Annotated in this window: 4 protein-coding genes; all 4 read right to left on the minus strand. The window is 67.6% G+C overall.

Annotated elements, in window-relative coordinates:
• Positions 1-120: 120 nt before the first annotated feature.
• The gene (locus A5707_RS07405; protein ID WP_156657659.1) at positions 121-1,569 is read right to left on the minus strand and encodes a vWA domain-containing protein; all 1,449 of its coding nucleotides are present in this window, start codon (positions 1,567-1,569) and stop codon (positions 121-123) included.
• On the minus strand, positions 1,566-2,441 hold the full coding sequence (locus tag A5707_RS07410; RefSeq protein WP_065013864.1) for an AAA family ATPase: 876 nt from the start codon (positions 2,439-2,441) through the stop codon (positions 1,566-1,568). Before A5707_RS07410 ends, A5707_RS07405 begins: the two co-directional genes overlap by 4 nt.
• 68 nt (positions 2,442-2,509) lie before the next feature.
• The gene (locus tag A5707_RS07415; protein ID WP_065013865.1) at positions 2,510-3,757 is read right to left on the minus strand and encodes a glutamate-5-semialdehyde dehydrogenase; all 1,248 of its coding nucleotides are present in this window, start codon (positions 3,755-3,757) and stop codon (positions 2,510-2,512) included.
• Between the two features lie 40 nt (positions 3,758-3,797).
• On the minus strand, positions 3,798-4,684 hold an 887-nt coding region (locus A5707_RS07420), incomplete at its 5' end, for a mechanosensitive ion channel family protein (protein WP_156657657.1).

Below are 4,684 nucleotides of genomic sequence, written 5' to 3' on the forward strand. Positions count from 1 at the left end.
CTCAGAGTCAGACACCAGGTGATCCAGAACCAACCACCACGACACGGCCACCGTCACGCAGACACGCCGCACGCAGCACCCTCACGATGACACTGAGCACGCTCGCGGCAAAAGGGGGGGTCAGACCGGTAGCAGCTGGTCGATCACCGCGGCCAGCTGTTTGGCCGAGCGGCATTCGTGCATCGTGATCACCTCTTGGTAGCGCGGCGCCGCCGAATCGCCGCTGCCCCACAGATGCTTGGGCTCGGGGTTGAGCCAGTGCGCGTGGCGGCTGGCAGTCACCATGTGCGTCAGCACGTCGGTGGCCGGATCGCGGTAATTCGTGCGGCCGTCGCCGAGCACCAACAGCGAACTGCGCGGCGAGAGCACGTTGTGGAACTGCTCGGTGAACGACACGAATGCATTGCCGTAATCGGAGTGCCCGTCGCGGGTGTAGACACCGGCCTCGCGAGTGATTCGCTGGATGGCCACCGCCAGATCGGCGTCCGGACCGAACAGGTGCGTCACCTCGTCGGTGGTGTCGATGAAAGCAAACACCCGGACACGGGAAAACTGTTGGCGCAGAGCATTTACCAGTAGCAGCGTGAAGTGGCTGAACCCGGCGACCGAGCCGGACACATCGCACAGCACCACCAACTCGGGCCGGGCCGGGCGCGGTTTGCGCAACACCACATCAATCGGCACGCCGCCGGTCGACATCGACTTGCGCAGCGTCTTGCGCAGGTCGATCGACCCCGCGCGGGCGCGACGCCGACGAGCTGCCAGCCGGGTGGCCAGCGTCCGGGCCAGCGGTGCCACCACCCGGCGCATCTGGCGCAGCTGATCACCTGAGGCGCGCAGGAACTCGACGTTTTCGGACAGCTGCGGGATGCCGTACATCTGCACATGGTCGCGGCCCAGCTGCTCGGCGGTACGCCGCTTGGTTTCCGCGTCGACCATCTTGCGCAGCTGGGTGATCTTCTGCGCGGCAAGCGCTTTGGCGAGCTGTTCCTGGGTGGGGGTGGGCTCGTCGCCGTAAGGCGCCAGCAAGCCGGCCAGTAGCCGGCCCTCCAGCTGGTCCAGCGCCATCGCCTTGAGCGCCTGATACGACGAGTAGGACGGGCCGCGACTGGAGCTGTATTTGCCGTAGGCTTCTACGATTTGGGCGATCATCGCCACCAGCCGCTCGTCCATGTCGGCGAGATCGGTGTTCTCGGCCAACAGATCCAGCAGCATCTGCCGCATCGCTTCGACGTCCTCGGCAAGCAACTGAACGTCGGAATCGTCGTCGTCAGATACGTCTTCAGCCACCACCGCCCGCGCGCCTAGCGCCGACGGCCACCACAAATCGAACATGGCGTCGTACGTTTCCCGATGGTCGGTGCGGCGCAGCACCGCGCAGGCGATGCCCTCCCGCAACACCTCCCGGTCACCCAGACCCAACGCCGTCATCACCCGACCGGCGTCCACCGTCTCCGACGGCCCAACCGAAATGCCCTGTCCCCGAAGCGCTTCCACGAACTCCACCAGATGGCCGGGCAGCCCGTGCGGGGCGAGCGGCCTGCGGGGGCGAACGCGGCGGGCCATCAGTTGAGCCGCAACTCGCCGGACGCCCGTTGTTGGTCGGACTGGTGTTTGAGCACGACGCCCAGCGTGGCGGCGATCGTGGCGTCGTCGATGGTGTCCAGACCCAACGCCAAAAGCGTGCGCCCCCAATCGATCGTCTCGGCCACCGACGGCAGCTTTTTCAGCTGCATACCGCGCAGCACGCCGATGATCCGCACCAACTCGTCGGCAAGATGCCCGGGCAGTTCGGGCACCCGGGACAGCAGGATGCGTCGCTCCAACTCCGGGCTCGGGAAATCGATGTGCAAGAACAGGCAGCGACGCTTGAGTGCCTCGGACAGCTCCCTGGTGGCGTTGGACGTCAGCACCACAAACGGCGCCCGTTCGGCGGTGATGGTCCCCAACTCGGGAACGGTCACCGCAAAGTCGGAGAGCACTTCCAGCAGCAGGCCCTCGATTTCGATGTCGGCCTTGTCGGTTTCGTCGACCAGCAGAACCGTCGGCTCGGTGCGCCGGATCGCGGTCAGCAGCGGACGGGACAATAAAAACTCCTCGCTGAACACGTCGGTCTTGGTCTGGTCCCAGTCATCGGAGCCGGCCTGGATCCGCAGGATCTGCTTGGCGTGGTTCCACTCGTAGAGCGCGCGGGCCTCGTCGACGCCCTCGTAGCACTGCAGGCGCACCAGCCCGGACCCGGTGGCCTGCGCGACGGCGCGGGCCAGTTCCGTTTTGCCGACCCCGGCCGGTCCTTCCACCAGCAACGGTTTGCCGAGCCGGTCAGCCAGGAAGACGGCGGTCGCGGTGGCGGTGTCGGGCAGATAGCCGGTCTCGGCCAGCCGCCGGCCGACGTCATCGATGTCGGCGAACAGCGGGACGGGCCGCGCGGGAACAGTCACGAAGTTTCTCCTAAGTCTGATTGCTCGGCTTCTCCTCATCGCGCTCCGCGCTCTGCATCGTCGCCGAGCTAAGGAACACGGGTGTGGCCGTCTCCCCAGACGATCCACTTGGTCGAGGTCAACTCCGGCAGCCCCATCGGGCCGCGAGCGTGCAGCTTCTGGGTGGAGATGCCGATCTCGGCGCCGAAACCGAACTGCTCACCGTCGGTGAACGCCGTCGACGCGTTTACCATCACCGCAGCCGCGTCGATTCCTTCGGTAAAGCGCTGGGCGGCAGCCATATTGGCGGTCACGATGGCTTCGGTGTGCCCGGTGCCGTATTCGTTGATGTGGTCGATCGCGGCGTCGACGCCGTCGACCACCGCCACCGCGATGTCCATGGCCAGGTACTCGCGGCGCAGGTCGTCTTCGTCGGCGTCCAGATGCACCGTCACCCCGGCGTCTTGCAGCGCCCCCACCAGCCGGGGCAGCGCTTGCCCGGCGATGGCGGTGTCAACCAGCAGCGTCTCGGCGGCGTTGCACACGCTGGGCCGCCGCGTCTTGGAGTTCAGCAGGACCTGCTCGGCGACGTCGAGGTCGGCGCCGCCGTCGACGTAGACGTGGCAGTTGCCGACACCGGTCTCGATGGTGGGGACTTGCGCGTCGCGGACCACCGCGTCGATCAGACCCGCTCCCCCGCGCGGGATCACCACGTCGACCAGGCCGCGGGCCTGGATCAGGTGGGTGACCGTCGAGCGGTCGGAGCTGTCGAGCAGCTGGACTGCATCGGCGGGCAGGTCTTCGTGGACCAGGGCGGCGCGTAGCACCGAGACCAGCGCCTGGTTGGAGTTCGCCGCCGACGAGCTGCCGCGCAGCAGTGCGGCGTTGCCGGATTTGAGCGCTAAACCGAAGGCGTCCACGGTGACGTTGGGGCGGCCCTCGTAGACCATGCCGACTACCCCGAGCGGAACCCGCTGCTGGCGCAGCATCAGCCCGTTGGGCAGGGTGTAGCCGCGCAACACCTCGCCGACCGGATCGGGCAGGCCCGCGACTTGGCGCAGGCCCTCGGCGATCCCGTCGATGCGCTGCGGGTTCAGCGCCAACCGATCCAGGATCGCGGTCGGTGTGCCGGCGGCACGCGCGGCGTTGAGGTCATCGGCGTTGGCGCCCAGCACCTGGTCGACATGGGCCACGATCGCCTCGGCCGCCGCGAGCAGCGCGTGGTCTTTGACGACGGTCGGCAACGAGGCCAGCGTGCGTGCGGCGACCCGGGCGCGGCGCGCGGCGTCGTGCACCGGTTGGCGTAAGTCGGCACGCGACGGTGCTTGCAGACTCATTCACCCAGGGTATCGGGCGTTGGCCGGGGCGACGACGCGGCTACCCAGTCAGTTGCTGGACCATGCCGCGCCGCTCGTCGATGATGCGGCCGAAGTCCTGCAGCAGCAGCGGTTTGCGCATGACCAGCTCTTCGATGTGTTCGCGGTCGATCTCCAGTGCGGTCACCTCGCCCAGCGCGTAGACGTCGGCAAGATTGGGTTGGCGGGTCAGCGTGGTCAAGCCCAAAAACGATCCCTCGTCGAGTGTGCCGACCGCAAGCAGCGAACCGTCGTCGCCCAACGCAGTCATGCGGAGCCGGCCGGCGACCACGAACGTCATACCGACGGGGACTTGACCCGCATACTCGACGATCTCGTCGGCGCCGTAGCGGACGATCTTGGCGTGCGACGCCAGGGCCTGCTGGTCGGTAACGCTCAACCGCAGGGCCGGGGCCACCACCGACCGCAGCGCCTTTTCCACGCGTTCGGTACTGGAAAAGTCGTCGCCGGCGGCGTCGTCGAGGTGCAAGCCCTCGCGCCGGGCGGCATACCAGATCCAGCGGAGGAAGGTGGCCTGCGCTGCGCCGTCGTCGACGGGTGAGGTGAGGCCGACCGTCGTCGCGTATTCGCCGCCGCCGCGCGCCACCGAGGCGGGCACGGCATCGGTCTTGACTTGCGGCAGCGCGCGTGCGGTGCGCGACAACAGCGCGCACACCCGATCGGGCGGGTCGGCGGGCGAAAAGGTGGTCGTGATGGTCAGGGTGTGCGCGCCCGGCGGCCGGCTCAGATTGGTAAACGATGTGCCGGCCAACACCGAGTTGGGCATGATCTGCGTTCCTCGGCCGGTTTCGATGTGGACCGCTCGCCAGTTCACCTCGACGACGCGTCCCCGGGCAGTCGGGGTGTCCAGCCAGTCGCCGATCCGGAACGGCTGCTCGAACAACATGA

It is taken from the genome of Mycobacterium kyorinense, assembly GCF_001672775.1.
GTDB lineage: Bacteria > Actinomycetota > Actinomycetes > Mycobacteriales > Mycobacteriaceae > Mycobacterium > Mycobacterium kyorinense_A.